General features: G+C 70.4%; 23 protein-coding genes and 3 pseudogenes. 17 read left to right on the top strand and 9 right to left on the bottom strand.

The genetic code is table 11. From position 1 onward, the window contains the following. Window positions 1-11 precede the first annotated feature (11 nt). Both CEB94_RS01520 and CEB94_RS01515 read left to right on the top strand, forming a co-directional pair. The gene (locus CEB94_RS01520; protein WP_175430415.1) at window positions 12-305 is read left to right on the top strand and encodes a putative quinol monooxygenase; all 294 of its coding nucleotides are present in this window, start codon (window positions 12-14) and stop codon (window positions 303-305) included. A 292-nt stretch (window positions 306-597) separates the two neighbouring features. Further along, a complete protein-coding gene (locus CEB94_RS01515; RefSeq protein ID WP_175430414.1) occupies window positions 598-1455 on the top strand; it encodes an MBL fold metallo-hydrolase in 858 nt (285 codons plus the stop codon). Window positions 1456-1515: 60 nt separating this feature from the next. Here CEB94_RS01515 and CEB94_RS01510 read toward each other — a convergent pair whose 3' ends face one another. Continuing rightward, complete coding sequence (locus CEB94_RS01510; RefSeq protein ID WP_175430413.1) at window positions 1516-2490, bottom strand: oxidoreductase; 975 nt, start codon at window positions 2488-2490, stop codon at window positions 1516-1518. Window positions 2491-2671: 181 nt separating this feature from the next. Between CEB94_RS01510 and CEB94_RS01505 the strand changes: the two genes are divergently transcribed. Next, entirely contained in the window at window positions 2672-3229 is a 558-nt protein-coding gene (locus CEB94_RS01505) for a TetR/AcrR family transcriptional regulator (protein ID WP_175430412.1), read from the top strand. Between the two features lie 152 nt (window positions 3230-3381). Here CEB94_RS01505 and CEB94_RS01500 read toward each other — a convergent pair whose 3' ends face one another. Together CEB94_RS01500 and CEB94_RS01495 are read right to left on the bottom strand one after the other, a co-directional pair. Then, window positions 3382-3840 carry an SRPBCC family protein gene (locus CEB94_RS01500; protein ID WP_175430411.1) on the bottom strand — a complete coding sequence of 153 codons (459 nt, stop codon included), beginning with the start codon at window positions 3838-3840 and terminating at the stop codon, window positions 3382-3384. Window positions 3841-4184: 344 nt separating this feature from the next. Next, a complete protein-coding gene (locus CEB94_RS01495; RefSeq protein ID WP_342789352.1) occupies window positions 4185-5594 on the bottom strand; it encodes an acyltransferase family protein in 1410 nt (469 codons plus the stop codon). Window positions 5595-6431: 837 nt separating this feature from the next. Here CEB94_RS01495 and CEB94_RS01490 point away from each other — a divergent pair. Together CEB94_RS01490 and CEB94_RS01485 are read left to right on the top strand one after the other, a co-directional pair. Next, the gene (locus tag CEB94_RS01490; RefSeq protein WP_175430410.1) at window positions 6432-7232 is read left to right on the top strand and encodes a COG4705 family protein; all 801 of its coding nucleotides are present in this window, start codon (window positions 6432-6434) and stop codon (window positions 7230-7232) included. A 208-nt stretch (window positions 7233-7440) separates the two neighbouring features. After that, window positions 7441-8061: a DM13 domain-containing protein gene (locus tag CEB94_RS01485; RefSeq protein ID WP_175430409.1), complete on the top strand. Its 621-nt coding sequence runs from the start codon at window positions 7441-7443 to the stop codon at window positions 8059-8061. 51 nt (window positions 8062-8112) lie between these two features. Here CEB94_RS01485 and CEB94_RS01480 read toward each other — a convergent pair whose 3' ends face one another. After that, window positions 8113-9171 carry a PucR family transcriptional regulator gene (locus CEB94_RS01480; protein WP_175430408.1) on the bottom strand — a complete coding sequence of 353 codons (1059 nt, stop codon included), beginning with the start codon at window positions 9169-9171 and terminating at the stop codon, window positions 8113-8115. A gap of 247 nt (window positions 9172-9418) precedes the next feature. Between CEB94_RS01480 and CEB94_RS01475 the strand changes: the two genes are divergently transcribed. From CEB94_RS01475 to CEB94_RS01455, 6 genes and pseudogenes are all read left to right on the top strand, one after another. Further along, on the top strand, window positions 9419-9853 hold the full coding sequence (locus CEB94_RS01475) for a hypothetical protein (protein WP_175430407.1): 435 nt from the start codon (window positions 9419-9421) through the stop codon (window positions 9851-9853). Next, window positions 9768-11118: pseudogene (locus tag CEB94_RS01470) on the top strand (flotillin family protein); the annotation flags it as partial. The gene CEB94_RS01475 and the pseudogene CEB94_RS01470, both read left to right, overlap by 86 nt. A gap of 92 nt (window positions 11119-11210) precedes the next feature. Further along, window positions 11211-11609, top strand: coding sequence for a hypothetical protein (locus CEB94_RS01465; RefSeq protein ID WP_175430406.1), 399 nt, complete (start codon window positions 11211-11213; stop codon window positions 11607-11609). Between the two features lie 270 nt (window positions 11610-11879). Next, on the top strand, window positions 11880-12365 hold the full coding sequence (locus CEB94_RS01460; RefSeq protein WP_175430405.1) for a GNAT family N-acetyltransferase: 486 nt from the start codon (window positions 11880-11882) through the stop codon (window positions 12363-12365). After that, a pseudogene (locus tag CEB94_RS42115) lies at window positions 12326-12445 on the top strand (IS982 family transposase); the annotation flags it as partial. The gene CEB94_RS01460 and the pseudogene CEB94_RS42115, both read left to right, overlap by 40 nt. A gap of 11 nt (window positions 12446-12456) precedes the next feature. Continuing rightward, window positions 12457-12957, top strand: a complete 501-nt coding sequence (locus CEB94_RS01455; protein ID WP_246111672.1) for a family 78 glycoside hydrolase catalytic domain — start codon at window positions 12457-12459, stop codon at window positions 12955-12957. On the opposite strand, the gene CEB94_RS01450 is transcribed toward CEB94_RS01455, so the two are convergent. From CEB94_RS01450 to CEB94_RS01440, 3 genes and pseudogenes are all read right to left on the bottom strand, one after another. After that, window positions 12851-13129 (bottom strand): hypothetical protein, encoded by a 279-nt coding sequence (locus tag CEB94_RS01450; protein WP_175430403.1) that lies wholly within the window; start codon window positions 13127-13129, stop codon window positions 12851-12853. The two genes, CEB94_RS01455 and CEB94_RS01450, sit on opposite strands and share 107 nt — an antisense overlap. 563 nt (window positions 13130-13692) lie before the next feature. Next, complete coding sequence (locus tag CEB94_RS01445; protein WP_175430402.1) at window positions 13693-13848, bottom strand: hypothetical protein; 156 nt, start codon at window positions 13846-13848, stop codon at window positions 13693-13695. Window positions 13849-13913: 65 nt separating this feature from the next. Further along, window positions 13914-14143: pseudogene (locus CEB94_RS01440) on the bottom strand (IS5/IS1182 family transposase); the annotation flags it as partial. Between the two features lie 121 nt (window positions 14144-14264). Here CEB94_RS01440 and CEB94_RS01435 point away from each other — a divergent pair. Further along, window positions 14265-15512, top strand: coding sequence for an MFS transporter (locus CEB94_RS01435; RefSeq protein ID WP_175430401.1), 1248 nt, complete (start codon window positions 14265-14267; stop codon window positions 15510-15512). A gap of 255 nt (window positions 15513-15767) precedes the next feature. On the opposite strand, the gene CEB94_RS01430 is transcribed toward CEB94_RS01435, so the two are convergent. Further along, window positions 15768-16508 carry a class I SAM-dependent DNA methyltransferase gene (locus CEB94_RS01430; protein ID WP_175430400.1) on the bottom strand — a complete coding sequence of 247 codons (741 nt, stop codon included), beginning with the start codon at window positions 16506-16508 and terminating at the stop codon, window positions 15768-15770. 357 nt (window positions 16509-16865) lie between these two features. Between CEB94_RS01430 and CEB94_RS01425 the strand changes: the two genes are divergently transcribed. The 5 genes from CEB94_RS01425 to CEB94_RS01405 all read left to right on the top strand — a co-directional run bounded on the left by CEB94_RS01425 (window position 16866) and on the right by CEB94_RS01405 (window position 23530). Next, a complete protein-coding gene (locus CEB94_RS01425) occupies window positions 16866-17324 on the top strand; it encodes a MarR family winged helix-turn-helix transcriptional regulator (protein WP_175430399.1) in 459 nt (152 codons plus the stop codon). Between the two features lie 192 nt (window positions 17325-17516). Further along, a complete protein-coding gene (locus tag CEB94_RS42110) occupies window positions 17517-20216 on the top strand; it encodes an MFS transporter (RefSeq protein WP_175430398.1) in 2700 nt (899 codons plus the stop codon). A gap of 166 nt (window positions 20217-20382) precedes the next feature. Further along, the gene (locus tag CEB94_RS01415; RefSeq protein ID WP_246112113.1) at window positions 20383-22074 is read left to right on the top strand and encodes an MFS transporter; all 1692 of its coding nucleotides are present in this window, start codon (window positions 20383-20385) and stop codon (window positions 22072-22074) included. Window positions 22075-22141: 67 nt separating this feature from the next. After that, complete coding sequence (locus CEB94_RS01410; RefSeq protein ID WP_175430396.1) at window positions 22142-22702, top strand: cysteine hydrolase family protein; 561 nt, start codon at window positions 22142-22144, stop codon at window positions 22700-22702. 312 nt (window positions 22703-23014) lie between these two features. Next, entirely contained in the window at window positions 23015-23530 is a 516-nt protein-coding gene (locus CEB94_RS01405; RefSeq protein ID WP_246111671.1) for an NUDIX hydrolase, read from the top strand. Between the two features lie 362 nt (window positions 23531-23892). On the opposite strand, the gene CEB94_RS41625 is transcribed toward CEB94_RS01405, so the two are convergent. After that, entirely contained in the window at window positions 23893-24021 is a 129-nt protein-coding gene (locus tag CEB94_RS41625) for a hypothetical protein (protein WP_281292489.1), read from the bottom strand. Between the last annotated feature and the right edge of the window lie 445 nt (window positions 24022-24466).

Raw genomic sequence — 24466 nt, 5'->3', positions numbered from 1 at the left:
AGGACACCCGCATGACGAAGACCCTGCTCGCCGAGTTCACCGCCCGCGAGGGCGCGGAGGACGAGGTCGCCCGCATGATCGTGGAGTACGCCGAGAAGGTGCGTCAAGAAGAGGGCAACGTCACCTTCGACGTGTACACCAAGGCGGCCAGCCCTCGCGCCTTCTGGATCTTCGAGGCGTACCGGGACGAGGACGCCTTCCAGGCACATCTGAAGGCCCCGTACGGCGGCCCGTTCAACACCGCCCTCGCTCCGCTGATCGAGGAGGACGCGTCGGTGCTGACCTTCCTCGACGCGGTGAACTGACGTCCCGTGGCCCCAGTGACCTGAGGTCGGCCGGGCCCGCTGGGCGGGCCCGGCGCTGCCGCATCCACTCCATCGGTCCCCGCGTCGCTCCCAGCAGCGGCGTTCGCGGTGAGAGGCGTCAGCCAGTGGATCTCCAGGTCCTGGGCGGCCGTAGACACCGACCGGCCACCCGCGCGGGCGGCCGGGTCTGCCGCGTGACCGGCCGTGCGTGAGCGGGCACGCCGGACGGCGGCGATCATCACGGCATGGGGCGAGCCACCACCCGCGTGCACGGCATGGCAGGATCGCGGTCATGTCCCTCAGCGTGCCCAGCCTCCGGATCGGCTCGACCGAGATCATCGCCCTCGCCGACGGTGAGGGCCCGTTCTTCTCCCCGCGCGTCGAAGCCTTCCCCGAGGCCACGGCCGCTCAGTGGGCCGAAGTCGACCGCTACGACCCGGGCGCTGTCGACGCCGAGGGCCGCTGGTGGCTCCAGTTCCGCGCGTACGCGATCCGCGGAGACAAGGGCGTCACCGTCGTGGACGCCGGGATCGGTCCGGCGGACGGCCCGGCCGCCTCGTGGGCGCCCGTGCCCGGCGTGCTCCCCGAGTCGCTCGCCGCCGCGGGCATCGACCCGGCCGAAGTCGACACCGTGGTGCTCACGCATCTGCACACCGACCACGTCGGGTGGGCGGTCGTGACCGAGGCGGCCGTCCCCTCAAGGGGCGGCGCGGTGGCCGCCGACGCTTCGACCGGCGGCCGCCGCCCTTACTTCCCGAACGCCGAATACCTCCTCCAGCGGGCCGAGTTCGACGCCCTCGACGCGCTCAACCCGCAGCTTCGCGAGACCCTCACCGATCCGCTCGCGGCGGCCGGTCGGCTCCGGCTCCTCGACGGGGACACGCCGCTGCGCGCCGGGCGCGCGGTCGCCACGCCCGGACACACGCCCGGTCATCAGAGCGTGCTGGTCGCCGACGGGCGCGAGCTGGTGCTCGTCACCGGCGACCTCCTGGTGCACGCGCTCCAGCTGCTCCACCCCGAGCTCGCTTACTCGCACGAGACCGACCCTGAGGCGGCCAGGCACTCAAGGGAGCGCATGCTCGGCCGCGAAGCCGCCACCACGTTGCACCTGGCGACGCCGCATTTGACCGAGCCGTTCGTCTCGGCGTGATCGCGGCCGTCCGGCGCAGGGCAGCGCCACAGCGCTCCTGAGGCCGCCCCTCCAGAGGAATCACACAGGCGGTTCGGCGGGCAAGTAGCGCACGCTGGTGAGCTGTTCCGAGAGCACCCACAACTGACGGGCCGTGACCAAGTCCTGGATGGCGTGTTCCCGGCTGCGGAGGGCCGGCTCGCCACGGAGCTGGAACGGCCCGTCGGGCACGACGTAGCTCCCCCCTGGCAGATCAGGGACGGTTGAGGCGTACAGGGAGGTCTTGGCGCCCTCTGGTGTGGGGCGGAAGGCGAGGCGCAAGAGCAGGCGCGTGAGGATCCCGTATGCGCGGCCCCGGGTGCTGTTGGCGCCGCCGGTGAGCACATGGGAACGTGTGAGTCCGGGGGCGACAGCCATGCTGCGCAGCCTGAGCCCGGCGGCATCGGCCCTTCGCTGCAGTTCCATGGCGAAGTAGAGATTGGCCCGCTTGGACTGTACGTAGGCGAACACCGCTCGGTAGCGGTGCTCAGCATTGAGGTTGGCCATGTCGAATCGGGCGAATCGCTGACCCTCGCTGCTGACGGTGACCACGCGCGGGTCCGGGGCGGCCAGCAGGTGAGGCATGAGGAGGCCGGTGAGCGCGAACGTGCCGAGGTGGTTGACGCCGAACTGGGACTCGAAGCCGTCGGCGGTCCGCGAGAACGGCACCATGGCGATGCCGGCGTTGTTGACCAGCAGGTCGAGCCGGTCGTGGCTCCAGCCCTCGGCGAAACCGCGGACGGACTTCAAGTCGGCGAGATCGAGCAGGCGCAGTTCGACGCGGGCGTCGGGGACTTCGGCCCGCAGCCGCTCCACGGCATCCTGCCCGCGCTCGCGGTTGCGGCATGCCAGGACGACATGGGCGCCGCGGCGGACGAGCTCGCGAGCGGTGACGTACCCGATACCGCTGTTGGCGCCGGTGACCACGGCCAGTCGCCCCGACTGGTCGGGGATGGAGTCCGGCGACCAGCGGTCGCGCAGTGAGGCTCGGGCGGCAGCCCGGGAGTCGCGGGTCATGGGAACCTCGATCTGTGGGTCAGGGGTGCCTGCGGGCGCGCGAGAGCGCAGCCACATCGCAACTGAAGGTTGCGATAGCCTGATCCTGTCGCTTGTTCCACCAGTAACGCAACCAGGAGTTGCAATGGAATCTGTCGGGTCGCCCTCAAGGCGTGCCCCCGTTGTCGGGCGAGGCAAGAAGATGCGCGCCGCCGTGCTGGAGGCGGCCATCACCGAGCTCACGCAGACCGGGTATGCGGCGCTGACCGTCGAAGGCGTCGCCCGACGAGCCGGTGTACACAAGACGACGATCTACCGGAACTGGAAAGACGCTGACGGCCTTGTCGCCGACGCGCTCGCCAGTCACTTCGCCGCAGACATCCCGATCCCCGACACCGGGGCGGTGGAGAGTGACTTGCGCGCGCTGGCCCGCTCCCTCGTGGCCACCATGACCACGCGAACAGGCCGGGCCCTGCTCACCACCGTCCTCTCGGACGCCGTACGCATCCCACGGCTCGCCGAAGTCAAGCACGCGCTCTTCGACGACCGGTTCCGGCGGGCGGAACCCGTCGTCACCCGAGCCATCGAGCGCGGCGAACTGCCTGCGGACACCGACCCTGCCGAACTCCTCAAGACCCTTGCCGCGCCGATCTACTTCCGGCTCGTGTTCACCGGAGAGTCGGTCGACGAGGCGACCGCAGACAGGGCCGTGCGGGTCGCACTGGCTGCCGCGCACGCCCGGGCGTTGCCGGCGGTCTGACCACGGGCCTGGACACGCGGCGTCAGCCCGTCATGGGTTCACCGGCCGGGCGGCGGGACGGCCCCGCGCTGCAACCGCGAACGTGTCGATGGTCATCACCTGGACGGGCGCTTCAAAGACGCCACCGAGGTGCTCACCACGGGCCCGGAAGGTCAGTGCGGCTGGATCGCCGCTTCGGCCGCTGCCTTGATCCGGGCACCGAAGGCGGGGGCATCCTTGCGGGCGGCGGTGAGCGCCAGGCCGACGAGCAGCTTGCCGAGCCCGTGGCCCTCCAGAACGTTGTGGAGACGGACCCGCGTCCTGCCGTCGGCCAGCGGCTCCAGGTCGTAGCCGCCTTCGGCGACCGCCACGCTGTTCTTGGACACCTCGGTCCACCTGATCCGCGCCGGGGCTTCGAGTTCGGTGATACGGAACTCCCTGGCTGTCTTCACCCCGGCGTCCTTGACCGTGCTGCGGAACACCGTTCCCACGGCGGTCGGAGTCTCGGGAACCCGCTCGATCCTCAGCACACGAGGGCTGAACTGCGGATCGTTGCGCCCGTCGGCGAGGTAGTCGAACACCGCCTCGACGGGCCGGTCGATCTCGATGGTCGCTTCAAACTGTCCTGACATGAGCGCTCCTCGATCACTTGGTCCGCCCGGACGCGAAGGGCCGTCAGTCCGCCTTGCCGTAGCGGCATCGAGACCCTACGGGAGTGCCGGACATCCCGCGAGGCGACAAGCAGGGCCACCAGGATGCGGACCGCTTGGCCGGACCACGTCTCAACGGTTCCGTGCCGCTCCCGGGACGAGGGGCGCGCCGAGAGCGGAGGACCTCGTGAGGGCCTGAAGCGCGGAAAAGAGCCTGGGCGCCAGACGGGTGGCCACTGCTCCGTACGCCACACCGCATATCAGGGAGACGAGCAGGGCCGACACGGGGGAGTGGTCCCGCAGGTGGGGATGGACGTGGAAGTGCGTCAGATAGATGTAGAGCGAGCTGCCCTGCCAGGACGCCCGCCAGCCGGTTGACCGGGTCGATGCTGGGCGGGACCGGCACCCAGAGCAGCAGGACGAGGCCGCCGACGACGATCGATGTCCGCAGCGTCTGCTCCCCGGGGAAGAGACCGGGCACGGTGACCAGCGCGACCGCGGTCAGCACCAGCCGCTGTCCCGCCGTACGAGCTCGGGCCGCCGCCCAGCCCAGCGCGAAGAGGAAAGAAGACAACGGTGGGGCTCAGATGGAAGCGGACATGCGCGAGGCCCCAGGGGTCGTAGCGCCCGATGAGTCCCAGGGCGACCAGTGTCAGCGCGAAGCCGAAGGGGTTGCGCCGCTCCGTGCGGTGCAGCCAGGGGATCGCCAGCAGAACCGCCAGCCCGGCCAGGAAGTAGACCAGCGCTTCGACGAACCAGTAGCGCCACTCCGGGTCGGAGTCGTCCTGTTCGAAGAGGCTGTTGGCCAGCACGACGTTGGCCAGGTCGTATTCGCGGGTCAGCAGCAGCGCGAAGGCGATCCACACCATGCTCGGAACGGCGATGCGCGCGATGCTGCGCCCCATCCTGCGCGGGCGCTCCCGGCGTTCGCCGACGGAGAGGTGGAAGCGTGCGAAGTTGTACCCGGCGACGCCGAGCAGGACGTGGGCGCCGCCCTGGACGAGGAAGACGGGGATGTGCGAGCCGACGACGAGGGCGATGCCGATCGCCCGCAGGGCGATGCCCGTCTCCAGCGTGCGCCGCAGCCCGCGCCGTGGGGTGGTCTCCGGCGTGGGCCGTGCGGTGCGCGGGGCCCGCAGCCGGCGGATCGGCGTGGTGTGCCAGTCGGCGGGCAGCACGCCCAGGGCCTGCCCCAGCCGCAGCGACATCTCGACGTACGAGAGTGAATCGCCGCCCAGGCTCACGAAGCTGCTGTCCTCGGTGACGTCGGTCCGGTCGAGGATCTCGGCGTAGAGGGCACAGAGGTCGTCGCCCGGTGCCGGTGCGGGTGTCCGCGCCCCGCGGGCCAGCCGTCGTACGGCCTCGTAGTCGGTCTTGCCCGAGGCGAGCCGCGGAAGCTCGGACATGAGCCGCACACGTATCGCGCGCGGCGGCAGACCGCGGCCTTCTGTCACCAGACGCCGGACGGCCACCGCGTCGGCATGGGCCGTGCGGGCCGCGATGACAGCCAACGCGTCGGCATCACCCACGCACGCGGCTTTGATGCCGTGCCCCTCCAACGCGGCCTCGACCCGGTGCGGGTCTATACGAAAGCCGAGGATCTTGATGAAGCGGCTGCGACGCCCCACGATCTCGTACAGCCCGTCGGGGGCGCGCCGCGCGATGTCCCCGGTGGGCAGTTCCTCCAGGGTGCGGCCGAGGGCGAGGTCGGCCGGGGTCTCGGCGTAACCGAGCATCACGTTGGGGCCCGAGTAGACCAGTTCGCCGGTGTCGGGTGATCCGATGCCGTCGACCGGACGCAGCCGGAAGGAGCCCCCCGGGATCGGTACGCCGATGGTCTCCGGGCGCTCGTGCGCGAGTGCCGGGGGCCAGGTAGGCCATGCGGGCCGTTGCCTCGGTCTGCCCGTACATCACGAACATCTCCCAGCCGGACCGTCGGCCCAACTCGGCGAAGTGGGCGACCCGTTCGGGTGGCAGGCGTCCTCCGGCCTGGGTCACGTAGCACAGGTGGGGCAGCCGCATGTGGGCGAAGTCCACCCGGTCGAGCAGGTCGAAGGTGTCACTGAACAGCGCAAATGCAGACCAGGTCCAAGCGACGTTCGGACACTGGCAAGCAGCTCAGGCGGCAACCAGTGAGGCGTGGGTCCGGCTGACGGCACGCAAGATCTCGTCTCGGTTCTTCGCTCGCTTGATCCATACCGGAAGGCAGGCCACCAAGGTCATCTTCTGTCCGGTGTCGTACCAGGGTGCTCGTTCCCGCAGCGAGGCCTGGACGAAACGACGGATCACCGCACAGTGATCAAGCTGATGAAGTCGTACTCGGTGCTGCGCGGATCCGAGAACCGACCAGAGAACGAGGCCATGCGGTGAGTATGCAACTGCCTTGCAGAACAGCGCATCCCGAAATAGGACGGCGCGGAAGCCCGGTGTCCGCTTCGGTACATTCCATGAGGCGATCGTGACACGTGGGCGGCGTCCCTGCTCCTGAGAGTGGGCAACGTCTGAACAAAAAGCAGCAAACTATAGCAAAAGACCCTAGAGGACGGGCAGTTCACCGTGTCATCGTGCGGGCTATGACGACGCAACCCCTCCTCGACGACCGGGACGACCGGCACCTCGACCCCCCGGGCGCCCTGGTGAACAAGGTTCCGGAGGTGACCGCCTACTTCTGGATCATCAAGGTGTTGACCACCGGCATGGGGGAGACGGCCTCCGACCTCCTGGCCCGGGTGCTCGGTCCGATACCTGCGGTCGCACTCGGCGCGCTGGCCCTGACGGCCGCCATGGCCGTCCAGTTCACCTGCCGCCGGTACATCGCCTGGGCCTACTGGACCGCCGTCGTCATGGTCAGCGTGTTCGGCACGATGGCGGCCGACGTCCTGCACGTCGGCCTCGGCGTTCCCTACACGCTGTCGACGCCCCTCTTCCTCACCGCATTGGCCGCCGTCTTCGGTCTCTGGTACGCGAGCGAGCGCACGCTTTCCATCCATGCCATTCACACCCGGCGCCGCGAGGCGTTCTACTGGGCGGCCGTCCTGGCCACGTTCGCCCTAGGCACAGCAGCGGGTGACCTCACCGCCACCGCCGGCCTCGGCTACCTCGGTTCGGTCGTCCTCTTCGCCGCTGCGATCTGCGTGCCCGCCCTGGCGCATCGCTGGAGCGGCCTGAACGCGGTGGCCGCCTTCTGGTCGGCGTACGTCATCACCCGCCCCCTCGGCGCCTCCCTCGCCGACTGGATGGCAGACGGCCGCTCCCGCGGCGGGCTCGCACTCGGGCTGGAACCAGTCACCCTCGCGTGGACGGTCGCCATCGTGGGCTTCGTCGCCTACCTGGCCGCATCGCAGCGCGACAGGCGCGCCGGCGCCGCGGCCTGACCGGGCGCGCCCGCCGGCGACGTCGGCGATGGAGCGGATGCCGCCGAGGAGCACGAGCCGCCGAGCGCGGCGAATCGGGAGTGCCAGGGCAGCCATGTGCACGGCTGCCGCCGCGACGTAAGACTTCCGTCATCCGAACCGGGGTACACACCGCCCGCGCGGCCCGTTGAATAGAAGCGTGAGGGAGCACTCAGGAATCGAGGCGGGCATGGGGCGTGGACGGAAGAGGCCGGGCAGGCGGTTGGCCATCGGGGTACTGGTGGTGTCGGTCACCGGCGTCGGCTTGGGGCTGTACTGGTTCCAGCCGTGGAAGGTGTGGCAGGACGAAACCGTGCAGGAGGCCCTGCCGGGCGCCGTGGCCCCGGCGGCACCTCCGGCCGGAGCGTCCTCCGCGTCGCCTTCCCCGGCCGGAGCGTCCTCCGCGTCGCCTTCCCCGGCCGGAGCGCCCTCCGCGTCGCCTTCCCCGGCTCCCCGGCCCCGGACGCTGGCGGGCGGCGCATTGATCAGCCACGAGCACGCCACCTCGGGCAGCGTGAAGCTCGTACGGCTCTCCGACGGCTCCCATGTCGTACGGCTGGAGGACCTCGACACCAGCAACGGTCCGGATCTGCGCGTGTGGCTGACCGACGCGCCGGTGAAGGAGGGGCGGGCCGGCTGGCACGTCTTCGACGACGGCGCGTATGTCAGCCTCGGCAAGCTCAAGGGCAACAAAGGCAGTCAGAACTACGTCGTGCCCGCCGACGTCGACCCGTCCCGGTACACCAGCGTGAGCATCTGGTGCGACCGCTTCGACGTGTCCTTCGGCGCAGCCGAACTCGCGCGCTCCTGACGTCCTGCGTCGGGGCGCGTCAGAGCTCCTCACGTCCTGCATCGGGCCGCTTCAGAGCTCCTCGGCGGGCCAGTCCAGCAGCCGTGCGCCGATCACCGCGGTCTGCAGCATGTAGCGGTGGGCCGGATCGGCCGGGTTGGCGCCGGTGAGCTTGTGGATGCGTTCCAGCCGGTAGGTCAGGGCCCGCACGCTGAGGGTGAGACGGCGGGCCGCCTCGGCGGCCACACAGCCGGAGTCGAAGTAGGCGGTGAGGGTGTCCAGGAGGGGCTGGGCGCCGCCGCGGGCCGTGGTGAGCGGGCCGAGGGCGGCGAGGACGAGTTCGGCCATGGCCTGCCGGTCGCGGGTGAGGACGGGGTAGACGAGCAGGTCGGCGGCGCGCAGGACCGGGTCCTCCAGTTCCAGGCGCTCGGCGAGTTCCAGGGCGTTGAGCGCCTCCTCATAGGAGTGGACGACCCCGCCGGGGCCCGGCTGGGGGCGGCCGATGGCGACCCGGCCGCCGTCGGTGGCCGCATGGGCCTGCTTCGCGAAGTGGGCGAGGACCTCGTCCTGAGGGCCCGGGGCGATGCACAGCAGCCGGCCGTCCTTGGTGGTGAGCAGGATGCTGCGGTCGCCGAAGCGTGAGATGAGGGCGCGTTCCACCTGGCGGGGGACGGGATCGCCCTCCTCGTAGGCGGTAGGGCCCTCGGCGACGGCGACGGCATGGGCGTGCGAGAGACGCAGACCGAAGCGTTCAGCACGTTCGGCGAGGCGTCCGAGATCGCTGCGGCCGTAGAGGAGGTCGTCGATGAACTCGCGGCGTGCGGCCTCCTCCTGCCGTACGGCCTGGCGCTGAGCCCGCTCGAAGCCCTCCGCGAAGGCGTCTGTCACCTGCTGTACGGCGGCCAGGACGCTGTCGGCCGACGCGGGGCCGGCCGGCCAGGCCGCGCGTGCGGCGGTCAGATGGGCGCTGACCAGGGCCCGCAATCCGTGGCCGGCGTCAGCCGCCTGTTCCCCGAGCGTCCGGCGGGAGGTGAGTTCCTCCCGGGTGAGACGCCGACCGGTGGCCGCGACCTCGGCCAGTATCAGGGCGTAACCCGCCAGATACTCCTCTGGAATCTCCAACTCCGCCATGGTGCCCCCGAGTTCTTGACGCGCCGCTGACGGCTTCTTGGCGGCCGACCGGCATGCTGACCCTAGACAACATTGCCGAGAACCGGCAATGCGCAGGCCTGCGTCGGCGATGCAGGATGGGTTGCGGGGAGCACTACAGGGGATTTCGGTGCCGGACACCGGCAGGTGTCCGGCACCGGAACCCGGAGCGAGCGGTGCGCCGCCGAGCACGGTTGACGGGCAGTGCCGACGGGACGGGGGGTTGGGCATGCGGACGTTGCTTTCGGTAGCCACCGGCCCGCCCACGATCCTCCTGACCACCGCCCTCGTCGTGGTGATGTGCTTCTGGCTCCTCGTCGCCGCGGGCTTCACCTCGGTCGGCAGTTTCGACGCGGACGCGAACCTCCGCGCCTGGGGCATGGACGGCGTACCCGTGGCAGTAGCCGTCTCCACGCTGACGGCCGTGGCCTGGTTCCTGAGTGTAGGGAGCGTCCTCCTGCTGGCCGTGTGCGCGCCGCCGTGTCCCGCCACCGGGCTGCTGCGCATGGTCCTGCCCATCGCGGCCCTGCCCGTCGCGTGGCGGCTGACCTGCCTGTTCGTACGGGCCCTGCACCCGGATCGACTACCTGGAGCAGACGCCGGTCGCCCAGCTCGACCCGGCCAACGTCCTCGACGCCCAGGGCATCCGCAAGATCACCGATGAAGAGGCCGAGACGGCACGGGTGATGGAGGAGGAGCGGCTGCGGGCACAGGGTGCCTTCCTGGCCACCGAGGAGAAACTCGGTGTGCAGCGCGAGAACCAGGCCCGCGAGGTCGCCGTCGCCGCGAAGAACCGTGAGCGGGTCATCGCCATCGAGAACGAGCGCATCGAGAAGGACCGGCTCCTCGAAGTCATCGGCCGGGAAAGCGAGACGCAGCTGACCCGGATCGCCGCCGAGAAGGAGGTCGAGGCGGAGAAGCGGGACATCGCCGAGGTCATTCGCGAGCGCGTCGCCGTGGACCGGACGGTCGCCGAGCAGGAGGAGTCCATCAAGAGGCTGCGGGCCGTGGAGGAGGCGGAGCGGCAGCGGCAGGCCGTGATCATCGCCGCCGAAGCCGAGGCGCAGGAGAAGCTGGTCAAGGACATCAAGGCCGCCGAGGCCGCCGAACAGGCCGCCACGCACCGCGCGGCCGAGGAACTGACGCTGGCCGAGGCCCGGTTGAAGACCGCCGACCTCGACGCGCAGGCCAAGTGCCGCCTCGCCGAGGGCACCCAGGCAGAGGCGGCCGCCGAAGGGCTCGCCGCCCTCCAGGTCCGGGACAAGGAAGCCGACGTCATCGAGAAGGCCGGCCGCGCGGAGGCCGTCGCCACCGAGGCCCGGCTCCGGGCCGAGGCGGAAGGCGCGCAGGCCCAGGCCCTGGCGGAGGCCGCGGCCATCGGCGAGAAGCTCAAGGCCGAAGCCGAGGGGCTGACCCAGAAGGCCGCCGCCATGGCCGCACTCGACGACGCCTCACAGGGGCACGAGGAGTACCGGCTGCGCGTGCAGGCGGACAAGGAGATCCGCCTCGCCGGGCTCGACGTGCAGCGGCAGGTCGCCGAGGCACAGGCAACGGTGCTCGCCACCGGTCTGGAGAACGCCGACATCAACATCGTCGGCGGCGGGTCGGTCTTCTTCGACCGGCTGATGTCCTCGATCGCGCTCGGCAAGAGCGTCGACGGGTTCGTCCAGCACTCCGATACCGCCCAGGCACTGGCCCGGCCCTGGCTGGACGGCACCTCCAGCTTCACCGACGACCTGGGCCGCATCCTCGGCTCGGTCTCCACGGCCGACGTACAGAACCTGACCGTCTCGGCGCTGCTGCTGAAGCTGATGAAGACCGGCGGGGCTGACTCGGGGCAAGCTCCAGCAGCTGCTCGACCGGGCCGGCGAGCTGGGCCTGGCGGACAAGCCGCTCACCGCCCTGAACGGCAGCGTCGTTCACGCCTGACCCGCCCCTTCGGTCCGGAGCCGCCGCACAGGGGACGGCGGCTCCGGGCCGTGTTCCTCGACTTCCCGAGAGGCATGCCATGACGACCGGCCATGACACCGGCACGCACGACCACGTGGACACGGGCGCGTACGAGGTGCTGCGCCACCGCCTCAGCGCGCAGGTCGCCGAACTCGCCCGCCGCGCCGAGGCCCGTCGGCGTCAGCACCGGCAGCCATCTACGCGTTCTGCTCGCGACGGTCGGGACGGCCACTGTGTGGTGCCTGCTGCTGACGGCTGCCGGTCTGGTGCTGCCGCTGATGTTCGCAACCCACACACCCGGCCTCGCGGACCTGGCGCTGGGGGCCGCGGCCCAACTCACCTGTGCCTTCACCGGCATGGCCATCGGACAGGTCTGCTCACCGCTGGTGTTCCGACGGCAGGGCTACGCGCTCGTCCTTGCCCTGGCGGGCGAGTACCAGTTCGGTGCCCGGTTCGCGGTGGGGCGCTGACCTGGACGGGGAACTCGTGGGCCAGGCCCCGGTAAAGCTCGTCGACCTCCGCCTTGACCTTCGGGTGCCAGCGGAACTGTTCAGCGATGCCCTCGGTACGTACGGCCGCCTGGTCGTGCATCGGGCCGGGCCGGACAACGGAGACGAATGCCTTGCGGCCGGGATGACCTGCGCTCGGGCGGCGGGGACGTGCTCCTCGATCCTGTCGATCCGCAGGTCCACGCCCCCTGCCCGTGAGGACCTTCGCCTGTACCGGTCAGGGCGCCTGCCATGATCGTCATCATGGGGATACACATCGCACCGGCCGCGGTGGCCGACTTCCACCAAGTCCTGACTGATCACCCCCGCTACTGGGGCGAACGCGACCTTCGGGCGCTGCACCTTCTGGCCCTGGTGCAGGAGTTCGGTTCCACCTGTTTGGTTGCCCGGGCCGAGGACGGAATCCGCGGGTACATCTTCGGGTTCGTCACCCCGGACGGCACCGGGTACGTGCATCTGATCGCCACGCGCGATGACGCCCGTGGCACCGGTCTCGGGCGTCGTCTGTACACGGCGTTCGCCGAAGCAGCCGCACGTCACGGTGCTCGGAGGTTGAAGGCGATCACGTCAGTTGGGAACACCGGCTCGATCGCCTTCCACCGCAGCCTCGGCTTCGACACGAAGACCGTCGACGACTACAACGGCCCCGGCCGCGCCATGGCCGTCTTCCAACGGGACCTGCCGCTCAGGACGAACCGGTCCGCGTCGGCAAAGTAGCCCGTGTCCGCCAGTGGATCGAGGCCGTCATCGACACCTTCAGGGGACAGCTCAGCCTGGAACAGCACCGGTCAAGATCCGCTACGCGGAGGTGCTCAACAAGAACGGCACCCTCTACACCGACAACTTCCGCAGCGCCAAGGTCACCGACCGCTACGTCTTCGCCGAGTCCGGAAAGGTGACCTACGAGCCCACGTTCACCCAGCACGGGTTCCGTTACATCGAGATCACCGGAGTGACCGAGCCTCCCTCGCTCTTTGACGTCAAGGGCGTCGTGTGGGGATCCGACCTCCCCACCACCGGCACCCTGAAGACCTCGGACGGCATGCTCAACCAAGTCACGTTGAGGCGGCGGGCCGACTCGGCGCCGGCCAAGCCCGGATCGGCGTGCACCGGTCGCGGAACTGGATCGCCGGCACACCAGGGGAACAAACGTACTCAAACCCTGACGTCATCTTCAGCTTCGAGCCCGCCCAGCAGGGACGTCACCCAACGGGTTCGATACGGAGGATCGCGGCGGTGTCGAGGATCTCGACGACCTTCAGGCTCATGGCGTCGTTCATGGTCGCGGCGGGCCCCTCGCCGCAGCTGAACCGGACGCCGCCGTTGCCCTCCGAGGACACGCCGCCGCCACCGGAACAGCCCGACACGCTGTAGCCGGACCCCGTCAGCGGTGCAGCCATCTCGACCTTGCCGCCGGTGATCGCCGTCACCTCGATCGGCCCGAGCCCGTACTTTTCCGGCACTGTCACGACGTCCCCCACGGCGACCTCGATCTCACATCTCCCGTCCGCGCACGGCCCGGTAGGCGCGGGCGATGGCGTGTCCGTCTCCGTGGGAGCCGGCCCGGGACCCGACGCCGTTGCCCCTGAGCCGGACCCACCGGGCCGACCCTCGGCCGGGGTCTTGTCGGAAGAGTCCGAGGAACACGACGTGAGAGCGGCGAACACGAACGCGACGACAACGGCGGTGGATGACGTTCTACGCATCATGACCGCCATTGAACCGCGCGCGACCGGGATCCGCCGCCCTCGTGCCCCTCCTGAGCCCTCTTCGTCCACCCGAACGCTCGCCTCTCGAACTTCCTGGCTGGTTCCGACACCCAGCGTCGACTTGACACTCACCACCAGCGTCAGTGACGACGGGATCGGCCCGGACGCTCGCGCCGGCGCGGGGACCGGCCTGGCCTCGGTCGCCGAACGGGCCACAGGGATCGACGGCCTGGCCACCCTCGACACCGGCTCACACGGCACCGAAGTGCGGGTCGCTCTGCCCATCACCTGCGGCGGCGGGCGGGGCGCGTGTGGGCTCGGGTGGTGCGGCGTCCTCACCGCCGCTGGTCGGTACCACGCCGACGGTGGCCGAGACCGACACCCGCGTCGCGCTGCCCACCGAGCTGGGCCTGGTTCGGCACCGGCGGGCGGGCGAAGACGGTCGCCGCCGACCACCCGGGGTGCTCCACGATCCACGTCCGGCTCGCCACCCACCGGCCGTCATGGCTTCGCTGTTCCCAGCGGTGTATGGACCGTTGCCGAAGCATCAGCGCTTCGAGATCGTGAAGGCGCGCGGGCGGCCTTGTCCGTCGCAGGCGAGGTGGATCTTCGGGGTCAACCCGCCGCCGGACCGGCCGATCGCCTCGCCCGGCAGGACCCCCTTTTCGGATCAGGCCGCGTGCTGGTGCGCCTGCACGGTCGTGGAGTCCACGCATACGACGGTCCAGTCGACGGACCGACGGCGTCGGAACGCTGTTGGACGTGGGCCGGCAGCCGGTCCCAGGTGCTGGCGTGGACCAGGGTGTCGGCCAGGCTGCCAAGGAGTGGGCAGCCGCCCCCTGGCCCGGTGCCGTGCCGCCCTAAAACCCGTTGACGGGCGCGCCGCCCAGTCCTGACGATCAGGCGCATGTCTGCCGTCCTGGCGCCTCTGCGCCACCGCCCGTTCCGTCACCTCTTCATCGGTACGACGGCCAACCTGCTCGGCAACGGAGTGGCGCCGATCGCCCTGGCCTTCGCCGTGCTCGACGCCACCGGCTCGGTCGGCTCGCTCGGGTTGGTGGTCGGCGCCCACTCCCTCACCAGCATCCTCTTCCTGCTGTACGGCGGGGTGTTGGCAGACCGGCTGCCGCGCGGTCCGCTGCTGGTCGGCAGCAGTGCGGTCAGCGCCGCGAGTCAGGCGGTGATCGCCGCCCTGGTCCTCACCCACAGCGTCGCCATCCCCCTGCTCATGGTGCTCGCCGCGGTCAACGGGGCGTCGAGTTCCTGCTACCAGCCCGCCGCCCAAGCGCTGCTGCCCCAGACCGTGCCGGCCGAGTCTCGTCGCGCCGCCCTCGCGCTCTCCCGGATCGCGGGCAGCAGCGCGATGATCGTGGGCGCCTCGCTGGGCGGCGTACTGGTCGCCGCGGTCGGCCCCGGCTGGGGCCTGGCCGTCGACGCGCTCAGCTTCGCGCTCGCCGCCGCGTCCTTCGCGCTGGTCCGCGTTCGGGTCGCGCCGCCCGGGCCCAGCCCCGGCCTGGTGCAGGAACTGCGCGTGGGCTGGCGGGAGTTCACCTCCCGCAGCTGGGTGTGGGTGATCGTGGTGGCCTTCTGCTTCCTCAACGCCGGAATCACCGCCACGTTCACCGTCCTCGGCCCGGCCGTCGCCGACACCACCGGGATCGGCCGAACCGGCTGGGGCATGGCCGTCGCCGCGTCCTCGCTCGGCACGGTCGCCGGCGGCGTACTGTCGCTGAGGTGGCGGCCCCGGCGCGCGATCCTGGTCGGCTGCGCGCTGGTGGGCCTGACGGCGATGACCCCGCTGCTGCTCGCGCTCGCCCCGTACACCTGGGTGCTGGTCGTGGCCAACTTCGTGGCGGGCGTGGGCGTGGAGCAGGCCGGCGTCGCCTGGTACGCGACCCTCAACGAGCAGATCCCCGAGGACCGCCTTGCCCGCGTCTACGCCTACGACGACCTCGGCTCGTACCTCGCGCTCCCGCTCGCCCAGTTCACCGCCGGACCCGCCGTACTCCTCCTCGGCCTCCATGCCACCCTCTACGCGGCCGCCGCGCTCATCCTCCTCGCCACCCTCGTCATGGTCGCCACCCCCTCCATCCGCGCTCTGGCCCCGAAGACCGCAGAACCGCTGCCCGCCTCCGAAGATGCGGTGCCTCGCTGAGCTCGACTCCGACGCGTAAATAGCCACAGGCAGGTGGCCTTCGGGCACCATGGTGCGCCCACCGGGCCCCTGCCCGCTGGGTTTCGTTCCGGTGGTTCACCCGCCCAAGACATGCCCGCTGCCTGCAGGAGCTTTCTCTGCACTATGTCGAGCGAAACCAGGTGGATACGCACCTACGACTCGGGAAGCCTCCACCGCCGTCGCTCTTTTCACCGCGCCCGGCCTGGCCGATGGGCGGGACCAGGAGGGGCAGCCTCAGGCCGGCTTGCGCCACACGGAGATGTGCTTCGCGGAGTCCTGGGTGAAGGGCGCTCCGTTCCAGTCCGCGACGCGCCGTTCCAGTTCGAGCCCCGCGATCCGTGCCATCAGGTCGAGCTCCGCCGGCCATGCGTACCGGTGGCGGGAGTTGCCGCGGCGGTAGCGGCCGTCGTCGCCGTCGCGGGTGAGGTGGTGCGAGACGAGGATCTGCTCCACCAGGTCGAAGGTGTCGAACCCTATATGCCGTTCGGAGACGTCGAACGGCACAGCGACCTGCCCGGGCGGCAGGAAACGCAGCGGCGGCACGCCCACCTCGATGACGAATCGGCCGCCCGGCGTCAGGTGACGTGCGGCGTTGCGGAAGCACTCGACCTGCTCGTCCTGCGTGAGCAGGTTCGTGATCGTGTTGTAGACGAGATAGACCAGGGTGAACTCGCCGGGGATGACGGTCGTGGCCATGTCTCCGACGACGACCGGGAGCATGTCCTCGTCGATCTTGCGCCGCAGGACCGCTGCCATGTGCTTGGACAGTTCGATTCCCACAACGGGCACGCCACGTTCCCGGAGCGGGACGCCCACTCGTCCGGTTCCGATGGCGAACTCCAGTGCCCGGCCGTCTCCGGCGAGTTCGGCGAGGAAGGAGAGAGTCGGTCCGAGAACAGCGGCCGAGGACATCTCGTTCTCCTCGGCGTCGTAGCGGTCGGCGGTCGCGGAGGTCCATAGCTCACTGCTCGTCACGGGCGGCCACTTTGCCGGGCGTGGCGGGGAGCCGTCCACCAATTTACGACCATGGGAAAGATCGTTGGTTGTCAGGGCTCACGACCCTGCGCACCTCCAACGACGAGTACGCGCCCGACGGTGGGGCGGCGTGGGCACGGGACGCGACAGCCTCGCCCCGCAGATCCGCGTCCGGTCGGTCGACATGGACCGGCCCGAAGCGCTTGCGTCCGCTTCTCGAACGGACCGAGTCCGCACGAAGAGCGTGACTCCTGTCCACAGGTCCGGTGACCGTTCACCGGGGAGCCGGCGACGGTCTTACCCGATTTTAATAGGGAACCTATATAGGCACGTGATATGAATCGAGGGGTGGACGAGATGGAACCGGAAGAGATCGCCGGAGCGTTGGCCGACGTCGCGGGCGCCGTGGCGCGGAGCCTGGTGGACCGTCGCGGCATGAGTTTCACGACCGCCTCCACGCTGGGTCGGCTGGAGCGGGAAGGGCCGACCCGGCTGACCGCGCTGGCGGTGGCGGAAGGAGTCGCTCAGCCGTCGATGACCCAGCTCGTACAGCGGCTGGAGAACCAAGGACTGGCCGCACGGGTCAGCGACCCCGGCGACGGGCGGGTGACGCTGGTCGCCATCACGGACGCGGGGCGTGAGGTGCTGGCGGAGCGCAGAAGGGAGAGGAACGCGAGGCTGGTCCGCCGGCTGGCCGCGCTCTCGGAGGAGGAGCGGCGAGACCTGGGCTCGGCGCTGCGGATCGCCCTGCCACTCGTGCGGCGGATCGTCGACGAGTCAGCAGGCCCGGGCGGCCATCCGGACGACATCGCCTGACCGGGAGGCCGGCCGCCGCCACGAGCCGTCGAGTCTCCGTGCCGCCCGGAGCGGACGGACGTCCACCGGCGTTCGACGCCCGCGCTCCGTCCGCCCCATGTCCGCCCCGGGACGTCACCAGCCGTCCGTCGCGGATTCGAAGTCGGTGGGAGCCCGCGGGCCCTCACGGAAGGCATCAGAGAGAGCAGCCCCATGGCCACTGAGGAATCGACCCACGGCACGGCCGGCACAAGCGCCGCCCGGCAACGCGGACGCAGCGCATGGATCGGCGTCGACCACCCCCGATACAAGTGGGTGGCACTGACCAACACCACACTCGGCATACTGCTCGCGACCATCAACAGCTCGATCGTGCTGATCTCCCTGCCGGGAATCTTCACCGGCATCCGGCTCGATCCGCTGCAGCCGTCCAACGTCAGCTATCTGCTCTGGATGCTGATGGGCTACATGCTCGTCACCGCCGTGCTGGTGGTCGCCCTCGGCCGGCTCGGCGACATGTGGGGCCGGGTCCGCATCTACAATTCCGGCTTCCTGATCTTCACCCTGACGTCGGTCGTCCTCTCCCTCGACCCCTTCCACGGAGGGAGCGGGGCGCTGTGGCTGATCGGCTGGCGAATCGTGCAGGCCGTCGGCGGCGCCATGCTGATGGCCAACTCCGCGGCCATCCTCACCGACGCCTTCCCGGCCCGGCAGCGGGGCATGGCCCTGGGCGTCAACATGGTCGCGGGCATCGCCGGTTCGTTCCTCGGCCTGGTGCTGGGCGGGGCACTGGTGACGTGGAACTGGCGCTCGGTCTTCTGGGTCAACGTGCCGATCGGCCTGATCGGGACGGTGTGGGCGTACAAGTCACTGCACGAGACCGGTGTGCGCACGCCCGGGCGAATGGACTGGTGGGGCAACATCACCTTCGCCGCCGGACTGACCGCGCTGCTCGCGGGCATCACCTACGGAATCCAGCCCTACGGCGGCCACACCATGGGCTGGACGAACCCCTGGGTGCTGGCAGGGCTGATCGGCGGCGCGGTCGTACTCGCCCTCTTCTGCGTGATCGAGGCGAAGGTCGCCGAACCGATGTTCCCGCTGAGCCTGTTCCGGAACACCGCCTTCGCGGGCGGCAACGCGGCCGCTCTGCTGGGGGCCATCGCCCGCGGCGGGCTGCAGTTCATGCTCATCATCTGGCTGCAGGGCATCTGGCTGCCGCTGCACGGCTACGACTACGCCGACACCCCGCTGTGGGCCGGGATCTACATGCTTCCGCTGACCATCGGCTTCCTGGTCGCCGGCCCCGTCTCGGGATACCTGTCCGACCGGTACGGTGCGCGGTTGTTCGCCGCCGCCGGGTTCGTGGTGATGGCCGCCTCGTTCGCCGGACTGCTCGCCCTGCCCACCGACTTCGGCTACGGGATCTTCGCGCTGCTGATCTTCCTCAACGGCCTCGGCGGCGGCCTGTTCGCCGCCCCCAACACGTCCATCATCATGTCGAGCGTGCCGCCCGAGGCCCGCGGCGCCGCCTCGGGCATGCGCGCCACGTTCCAGAACGCCGGCATGGTGCTGTCCATGGGCGTCTTCTTCTCGCTCATGGTGGCCGGGCTCTCCGGTTCCCTGCCGCAGACGCTCAGCTCCGGCCTGACCGCACAGGGGGTGCCGGCGCACGCCGTGCATGCCGTCGCCCAACTCCCTCCGGTGGGCGTCCTGTTCGCCGCCTTCCTGGGCTACAACCCCATCCAGAACCTGCTCGGTCACAGCATCCTCGGCCAGCTGCCGGCGGCCAACGCCGCGAAGCTCACCGGCCGGGAGTTCTTCCCGCACCTCATCTCGTCGCCCTTCCACGACGGCCTGGTCATCGTCTTCTCCCTGGCGATCGTGATGTCCCTGGCCGCCGCGGCCGCCTCACTGATCCGCGGGCGTGCCGGGGCGGCATCCGCCACGGCCACCGAGGCGGTCTCCCCGTCGCCTGCCACGGCCACCGAGGCCGCCTCCCCGTCGCCTGCCACAGTCGCCGAGGCGGCGTCGCCCGCAACAGCTGCCTCCTCGTCGGTCGCCACGGTCGTCGAAGCCGCCTCCTCGTCGCTCGCCACTGCCGCCTCCCCGTCGCCCCCGGCGAGCGCCGCCGCGACCGGCGACGCGAGCACCCCCACCGTCGTCTGCCGGGTGGAGAACCCCGCCGCAAACCCCATCGCCGCCGCCACGCTCACCCTCATCGACCGTCGCGGTCACCAGACGGCCCGAGGCCGCACCGGTGAGGACGGCGGCTGCGTCCTGCCCCGGCCGCGCCCAGGCACCTACACACTGGTCGTGGCGGCAGAGGGCCACCGACCGCGGGCCGTCGAACTCGCCGTCGCCGACCAGCCGTCCCCCTGCACCGTGACGCTGTCGCGCGCCACGGGCCTGCACGGCACCGTGCGGGACGCGAGCGGTATACCGGTGACCGAGGCGACCGTCGTGGTCATCGACCTCCCCGGCGACATCGTCTCCACCGCGACGACCGGTTCGGACGGCGGCTACGCCCTCCTCGGCCTGCTCCCCGGCCACTTCACCCTTCAGGTGAGCGCGTACGGGCACCGCCCGGCGGCCATACCGGTCGAGGTCGGCCCGAGCGATGCCACGAGGCACGACGTGACGCTGTGCGCCGCCGGTGCGCTCGCCGGAACCGTCCGACACGGCCCCACGGGTCGGCCCGTCGCGGATGCCCGCATCACCCTGCTCGACACCGACGGCATCCCCGTCGCCACGGCCGTCACCACGGACGACGGCGTCTACACGCTCACCGGCCTCGCCCCCGGCGCCTACACGCTCGTCGCCGCCGGCTACCCGCCGGTCTCCTCCACCGTCGTACTCGACCGCGCCGACGCCTCGACCGTCGACCTGGAACTCACCCAGTGCACGGAGTGACCCGTTGAACGCGCACGCATCCGAAGCCCCTCGCCGGCCCGCGCCCGGGGGATCAACAGGCGGCGGCCCGCTCGCCCGCCTGGCGCATCGCCGGAACACGCCCCCGGACCCGGGATACAAGTGGGTCGCCCTGTCCAACACCACGCTGGGCGTGCTGATCGCGACGATGGACGCGTCCATCGTGATCATCTCGCTGCCGGCCATCTTCCGCGGGATCGGACTCGACCCGCTTGCCCCCGGCAACATCGGCTACCTGCTGTGGATGATCCTGGGCTACCTGCTGGTGTCGGCGGTGCTGGTCGTCGTCCTGGGCCGGCTCGGCGACATGTTCGGCCGGGTCAGGATCTACAACCTCGGATTCCTGATCTTCGCCTGCGCGTCCGTCGCCTTGTCACTCGACCCGTTCCGGGCCGGCGCCGGCGCCCTGTGGCTGATCGTGTGGCGCATCGTGCAGGCGTTCGGCGGTTCCATGCTCACCGCCAACTCGGCGGCCATCCTCACCGACGCCTTCCCGGCCCGCCAGCGCGGGATGGCACTCGGCATCAACCAGATCACCGCGCTCGCCGGCCAGTTCCTCGGGCTGCTCGCGGGCGGCCTGCTCGCCGCGGTCGACTGGCGTGCGGTGTTCTGGGTGAGCGTGCCCGTCAGCGTGACCGGCACGGTCTGGTCGTACCTGAGTCTGCGCGAGACGTCCGCCGGAAAACGCGGCCGCATCGACTGGTTCGGCAACGTCACCTTCGCTGCCGGCGCCGGCATCCTGCTCGCGGGCATCACCTACGGCATCCAGCCCTACGGCGGCAGCGCCACCGGCTGGGGCAACCCCTGGGTGCTCACCGGCCTGTTCGGCGGTGCCCTGCTCCTGACACTGTTCTGCCTGGTCGAGAGCCGCCTCGCCGAACCGATGTTCCAGCTGTCCCTGTTCAAGGTGCGGGCCTTCGCCATGGGGAACCTGGCCGCCCTGCTGACCGCGATCGCCCGCGGTGGCCTCCAGTTCATGCTCATCATCTGGCTGCAGGGCATCTGGCTCCCCCTGCACGGCTACGACTTCGAGGACACCCCGCTGTGGGCCGGCATCTTCATGGTGCCGCTGACCGTGGGTTTCCTGATCGCCGGCCCCCTCTCCGGCTACCTGTCCGACCGGTTCGGCGCCCGCCTGTTCTCCACGACGGGCCTGCTCCTGGTCGCCGGCTCCTTCGTCGGTCTGCTGGCGCTGCCCGTGAACTTCGACTACGGACTGTTCGCAGCCCTGCTGCTGCTCAACGGCCTGGGCCAGGGCATGTTCTCCTCGCCCAACACCTCGTCGATCATGGGAAGCGTGCCGGCCGAGTACCGGGGCGTGGCCTCGGGGATGCGCTCGACGTTCCAGAACTCGGGTACGGCCCTGTCCATCGGCGTGTTCTTCTCGCTGATGGTCTCCGGCCTGGCCTCGTCGCTGCCGTCGACGCTCAGCAGCGGCCTCCAGGCCCACGGCGTGCCGGCCGCCACGGCCCACCAGGCCGCTTCGCTGCCACCGGTGAGCACACTGTTCGCGACGTTCCTCGGCCACAACCCCATCGGCCAACTGCTGGGCTCCGGCGGCACATTGGGGCAGCTGACCGCAGCCCAGCGCGACACCCTGACCGGCCACACGTTCTTCCCCGAGCTGGTTTCCGGCCCCTTCCACCACGGGCTGACCATCGTCTTCACCGTCGCCGCGGGCATGGCCCTCGTCTCCGCGCTCGCCTCGGCCCTGCGTGGCCGCCACGAGCCCACCGACCGGCCCGCCCCAAAAGCCGGACCGACCGCGACGGCCGGACCCGGCCGCACGGACTCTCCCGCGGACGGCCACCCCGCACCGCCCCACCGGCCGACCCGGTGACCGTCCGCCCCACACACCGGACCCGCACTCCGATTCAACGGGTCCACCTCACGAAAGGACATCGAACATGGCCCACAGCGCCCTGCTCGTGATGGACGTCCAGCGGTCCATCGTGGACCGCTTCGACGACGGCAGCGGGTACCTGGCACGCCTGCGCGACGCCGTCGGCGCCGCCCGGGCGGCAGACCTGCCCCTGATCTACGTCGTCGTCGGCTTCCGCCCGGGCCATCCGGAGATCAGTGCCCGCAACAAGACCTTCGGCGCCGCCGCACGGTCCGGCGCGTTCACCGCCGACGACCCGGGCAACGAGATCCATCCCGACGTCGCCCCCCGTAGGGGCGACATCGTGGTCACCAAACGACGGGTGAGCGCGTTCGCGGGCAGCGACCTCGAGATGGTGCTCAGGGCGGGCGAGATCGACACCCTGGTCCTCACCGGCATCGCCACCAGCGGAGTCGTGCTCTCCACCCTGCGCCAGGCGGCCGACCTGGACTTCGGACTCACCGTCCTGTCGGACGGGTGCCTGGACCCCGACCCCGAGGTGCACCGCGTCCTCACCGAGAAGGTGTTCCCGAGGCAGGCGGACGTCCTCTCCGTCGCCGAGTGGACCGGCACGCTCTCGGTGTGAGCCGGCGCTGTGCGTGCGTTCACCGCTGCCGCGAAGACACGTGGCAGCGCCCCGCCGCCGACGAGATGAGAGGTACGGGCGCGGGCGCGCTCCCGAATCCTGACCAGTCGTCGAGGGTGTGCCTGGTCCGCGGAGCTCGGACAGTCTCGCGGCGGCCGGCCGCTGTCCGACCCGCGCCCTGGGCGAACCCCGCATACCGGGGCCGGGCGTGAGTTACCGGCATCAGCACAAGCGGGGGCCACCCGCGTCGCGGTGTCTTACCGCCGTGGTCGACTCGGAGTTTCCGGGCAATGGACTGGGAAGCATAACGAGGTGTCTGACTCCACGGTCCCCTCGCTCGTAGTCGACGATCGAGGCAATGCTGTGGCCGCCTTCGCCCGCGGGGCAGAAGGAACGCCACCGTGTGATGCGCCACTGCCCGCGGCGCTTGTCGCCGTCTGGCACGCCGACCGGGTCCTCATGGTCTTCGATCGATTCCGTCAGCGCTGGGAACTGCCCGGCGGGCGCATTGAGGAAGGCGAATCTCTTCGGCAGGCAGCCACACGCGAGTTGCTGGAGGAGAGCGGCCAGGAGCCCAGCGGGCCGTTACAGTTCATCGGCTACGCACGCCTCGTACTGGCGCCCGACCGGCGAGTCGAGTACGCGGCATTGTTCGCAGGCTGCATCACCGATGTCCGGGGCTTCCGCGCCAACGAGGAGATCGCTGCCATCCGCTGGTGGGATCTCCGGGAAGCCCTCCCAGGAGGTGTCCAGCCTTTGGACGCCTACCTCGCCCGACTCACGCGCGAGTCGGGCTCCGGCATCTCCCACCGTTCACGGCGGTGTTGAAACTCAAGCCCAGGGGTTGACGAGCTTGTCGACCGGCGGGTGGAGGCATCTACGGGCTGCCAGCCTTCCGTGGTCCTACATGCGCCCCGAGGTCAGATGCCGGACGAGTGGTTCAATCACCGATCCGCCAAGATGCCCGTCGGTATTGTCGCGCCCTTCGCCTTGTCTCCTGCGAGAAGTTGGTCGGCGTAGCCGGCCTCGGTCCACACTGGCCTTGGTCTGCCAGAGCGTGGCCTCGCATGCGGCATGGCGAGAGCACCAAGATCCCACATCGGCTCTGCGGCCCGGCCCGGCCGCAGAAGGTGCTCGAGCACGGGCGACGCCCGCATCGGCTCGGACCGCGCCACGGCAAGGGCGCGGGGTCAGGCGGCGCTCTTCTTACGGCGGCGCCCGGCGCGGGCGAGAGCGTCGACGAGCTCCTCGTGGCTCATCTTCGGTCGACCGGGAACGTCGTGTTCAGTGGCCCGCTGGTACAGCTCCGCCTTGCTCAACTGCCGCAACTCCCTCTTGCCCGCACCGCGCTGGTTGCGGGAGTCTGCCGATGCACGGCCCGTCCTTCGGCGGCACCTTGCGGGCGGCGGTCTTCTTCGCCGCCCTCGTGGCAGGCTTCCGTGCCGTCTTGCGCGCCGGGTCCGACTGCTTCGGCTTCCGCCCGGCGGACTTCTTCGGGCCGCCGCGGGCTTGGTCGATACTGCCCTGCGACGCCTGCATCAGGTCGACGACCGTGGCCTGGGCAACGGGCAACTGCCGCTGCCCACACCACGCTTGTGCTCACGCACGCATCCGCAACGAGGCCGGTGGGTGAACGTCACCAGGAGAGGCCGGGGTGGCAACCTGCTGCGGGTCGTATCAGCCGATGGTGGGTTTGGCGGTACTTCGGTCCGGGCCGGTCGTTGGGCCGGTCGTGATCGACAAAGACCTTCCCGTGACAGGCGT

Source organism: Streptomyces hawaiiensis (assembly GCF_004803895.1).
GTDB classification, from domain to species: Bacteria; Actinomycetota; Actinomycetes; order Streptomycetales; family Streptomycetaceae; genus Streptomyces; species Streptomyces hawaiiensis.
Note: the sequence above shows the minus strand (reverse complement) of the source record. Positions and strands in the feature narration are given on the sequence as shown.

Excerpts from the sequence above, each read along its gene's own strand:
- CEB94_RS42110 (WP_175430398.1), top strand. The coding sequence starts at position 17,517 with ATGGCCACTGAGGAATCGACCCACGGCACGGCCGGCACAAGCGCCGCC.
- CEB94_RS01425 (WP_175430399.1), top strand. The coding sequence starts at position 16,866 with ATGGAACCGGAAGAGATCGCCGGAGCGTTGGCCGACGTCGCGGGCGCC.
- CEB94_RS01505 (WP_175430412.1), top strand. The coding sequence starts at position 2,672 with ATGCGCGCCGCCGTGCTGGAGGCGGCCATCACCGAGCTCACGCAGACC.
- CEB94_RS01465 (WP_175430406.1), top strand. The coding sequence starts at position 11,211 with ATGACACCGGCACGCACGACCACGTGGACACGGGCGCGTACGAGGTGC.
- CEB94_RS01480 (WP_175430408.1), bottom strand. The coding sequence starts at position 9,171 with ATGGCGGAGTTGGAGATTCCAGAGGAGTATCTGGCGGGTTACGCCCTG.
- CEB94_RS01520 (WP_175430415.1), top strand. The coding sequence starts at position 12 with ATGACGAAGACCCTGCTCGCCGAGTTCACCGCCCGCGAGGGCGCGGAG.
- CEB94_RS01510 (WP_175430413.1), bottom strand. The coding sequence starts at position 2,490 with ATGACCCGCGACTCCCGGGCTGCCGCCCGAGCCTCACTGCGCGACCGC.
- CEB94_RS01485 (WP_175430409.1), top strand. The coding sequence starts at position 7,441 with ATGGGGCGTGGACGGAAGAGGCCGGGCAGGCGGTTGGCCATCGGGGTA.
- CEB94_RS01435 (WP_175430401.1), top strand. The coding sequence starts at position 14,265 with ATGTCTGCCGTCCTGGCGCCTCTGCGCCACCGCCCGTTCCGTCACCTC.
- CEB94_RS01475 (WP_175430407.1), top strand. The coding sequence starts at position 9,419 with ATGCGGACGTTGCTTTCGGTAGCCACCGGCCCGCCCACGATCCTCCTG.
- CEB94_RS01415 (WP_246112113.1), top strand. The coding sequence starts at position 20,383 with ATGGACGCGTCCATCGTGATCATCTCGCTGCCGGCCATCTTCCGCGGG.
- CEB94_RS01515 (WP_175430414.1), top strand. The coding sequence starts at position 598 with ATGTCCCTCAGCGTGCCCAGCCTCCGGATCGGCTCGACCGAGATCATC.
- CEB94_RS01460 (WP_175430405.1), top strand. The coding sequence starts at position 11,880 with ATGATCGTCATCATGGGGATACACATCGCACCGGCCGCGGTGGCCGAC.
- CEB94_RS01495 (WP_342789352.1), bottom strand. The coding sequence starts at position 5,594 with ATGCTCGGTTACGCCGAGACCCCGGCCGACCTCGCCCTCGGCCGCACC.
- CEB94_RS01410 (WP_175430396.1), top strand. The coding sequence starts at position 22,142 with ATGGCCCACAGCGCCCTGCTCGTGATGGACGTCCAGCGGTCCATCGTG.
- CEB94_RS01490 (WP_175430410.1), top strand. The coding sequence starts at position 6,432 with ATGACGACGCAACCCCTCCTCGACGACCGGGACGACCGGCACCTCGAC.
- CEB94_RS01500 (WP_175430411.1), bottom strand. The coding sequence starts at position 3,840 with ATGTCAGGACAGTTTGAAGCGACCATCGAGATCGACCGGCCCGTCGAG.